This window comes from bacterium (assembly GCA_036524115.1).
Lineage (GTDB): Bacteria > JAUVQV01 > JAUVQV01 > JAUVQV01 > DATDCY01 > DATDCY01.
This window is the reverse complement of record DATDCY010000327.1, coordinates 1-2,560: the sequence shown is the minus strand read 5'-3', so window position 1 is coordinate 2,560 and position 2,560 is coordinate 1. Positions and strand designations below refer to the sequence as shown.

The following is a 2,560-nucleotide window of genomic DNA, read 5'->3' as shown; positions in this document are numbered from 1 at the left end:
GCGAGGGCCGCGTGGAAGCCGGCCGGGAAGCGCTCCTGCGCCCCCGCAAGCGCGGCCTCGAAAAGAAACGGGGAAGCCACGACGACGGGCAAGACCCAACGCCGCAGATGGGCCCTCGTCAACGGTGTGCGCGCCATGGCTACTCGGTGATCCGCTGGTAGTAGTCCTTGATGCGCTCTTCGTACTGCGCCGGGTAGCCGTCCCGCAGCGACTTCATCAGCTCCTCGCGGAAGAGCTTCGGCATCTGCTGTTCCTGCCGCCCCGGGATCACGAAGTTGCGCACGTCCAGCCCACGCCGGCCCCCCGAGCGCCGGCTGCGGCTGCTCGCGCTCCCTCCCCCCGGGGACGACGGCGCGCCCGGGCCAAGCCACGCGGGCATGCCGCTGCCACCCTGGCGCATGTCCTGCATCTGCTGCATGGCCCCCAGCGCCTGCTGCGCGGCGCCGTTGGAGCGCTGCAGCGCCGCGAGCGCGGAACGCTCGGGCGGCACGGCGCGCCCGGGCTCGTACCCCCCGAGCTGCGCGCCGGCCTGCCCCATGAAACCCGCGGCCTCCTCGAGCGCGCGGCCGACCTCCGCCGGCAGGAACGGCAGCGCCCCCCGCAGGGCCGCGACCTCGGCCGCGAGGTTCTCCGCTCTCGCGCGCAGACTCTGCTGCTCGCCCGCCAGCCCCGCGGTCCGCCCGCGCTCCTCTGGCGTGAGCAGGTCCGCCTCGCTCGGCGCCGGCCTCGGGTCGCGGGCCAGCGCCATCTCGCGCAGCCGCTGCTCCAGCCGCGGCCCCGCGTCACGCTCGATCGCCTCGGTGCGCTCGAGCAGCTGTCGCTGCGCCTCGGCCAGCGCCTCCAGCTGCGGCATCGTCGCGCCGAGCAGCCGTTCGAGCGCCCGGCGCGCATGCTCGTCGACCTCGTCGCGTGCCTGCCGCAGGCTGTTGCGCAGGTTGGCGAGCTTGGAGGCGAGCTGGCGCGCGGCCCGCTGCGCTCCCGCGACGTCGCCCTTGCTCAGCGCCTTGCGGACCTCGTCGATCTGGTCGAGGACGTCCTTGAGGTCCAGGTCCTTGACCGCCTCGCTGTTGAGGAACTCCTCCGGCAGCTCCTTGCTGTCCTTCGCGAGCGCCTGCGCCAGGTCGTGCAGCTCCCGCTCCATCTGCTCGAGCTCCTTGAGGACCTCCTCGGCGGCCTTGCGGTCCCCGGGCGAGAGCTTCTCCAGGGCCGCGAGCAGCCGGTCCTCGGCGTCGGCCATCTCCTGCCCCCCGCGCAGGACGTCCGCCATCCGGCTCTCGCGCTGCATCGCGTCGGCCATCATCGCGAGCTGCTCGGCCGCGCGGGCCGCCTGCGCGGCGGCCTCGGCGAGGAAGCCGGTCTTCTGCTGCGCCTCCTCCTGCGAGCTCTCGCCGGGACGCATCGAGGATGCCATCTCCTCCATCGGCGCCTGCTGGCGCTCGCGCAGCCGCTGGAGCCCCTCGCGCACCAGTTCGGCCTGGAAGACGGTCTCGTCGCCGGTCGCGGGATCCCGGTCCAGCGCCTCCGCGAGCCGCTCCGCCCGCTCCTGCGCGCGGGCAGCGGTCTCGCGCGCCGCCCGCTGGCGCCCGGACGCCTCGTCGGCCTGTTCCCAGGGGAACTGCTCCCAGCGGTCGGTCTTCTCGGCGAGCTCCTCGTAGCGCTCCTGCAGGTCCAGCTCGTCGGCGAGCAGCTGCAGCAGGTCCTCGCCGAGCTTCTCCATGCTCTCCTGCATCTGCTCGCGCCGCACGCGCGGGTCGGCGATGCGGACCGCGATCGGCGCGGAGGCGCCGATCTTCGGCCCCGAGATCGTGTCGTTGTCGGCGGCCTCGATGTATGCGCTGACGACCTCGCCCGGCGTGGCGGCGAGCGGGGCGAGGTCCCACTCGTACTCGCCGGCGGCCGTGCGCGCGCCGGCGCGCAGCTCCAGCGGTTGCCGTCGCTCGCCGGCGGCCGAGCGCGCGACCAGCGTCAGCCGCGAGAGGCCAAAATCGTCGCCCGCCCGGTAGCGCACCAGCACGGTCGCGCGGGGGTCGCTCTCGATCTCGCCGGCGGGCTCGATCACCTCCACCGCGGGCGCGGCGTCCGGGAGCAGCTTGATCGCGTACTCCGGGCCGCCGCCGTTGCCGAGCCCCTGCGCGTCCTCCAGCTCGAGGCGGTACGCGGTCTCGCCGCCGAGGTAGAGCGAGACGCGGGAGCGCAGCTCCCCCGCGGGCTGCACGGCGACGCGGTTCGTCCCGGCGACGAGCGTCCCCTTCGCGAGCGCCACCGTGGAGGTGAAGACGATCTCGGCGGTGGTCCCCCGCAGCGCCTCGAGGTCGCCGCTCCCCGCGACCCGGCGCGTCGCGAGGCCGCTGTAGCCCGGGTAGGTGTACGTCACCTCGAAGTTCCCCGCTGCCGGAGCGTCGGCCGCCCGCACCTGGTACCAGCCGCTCGCGGCGCCGCGGGCGAGCGCCCGGTAGCGGAAGTCGCCGGTGACCGCGACGAAGCGCCAGGACCACACCCCGTCGGGCCCGCGCTCCATCGATGCGACCCCCTCCCCCGTCGCCCCCTCGTAGCCAACGAG

At 74.8% G+C, this 2,560-nt stretch carries 1 protein-coding gene; it reads right to left on the bottom strand.

Annotated features, from left to right (window positions below):
* Positions 1-139 precede the first annotated feature (139 nt).
* Positions 140-2,560: DUF4175 family protein (locus tag VI078_15835; protein HEY6000757.1), on the bottom strand; the 2,421-nt coding region annotated here is incomplete at its 5' end.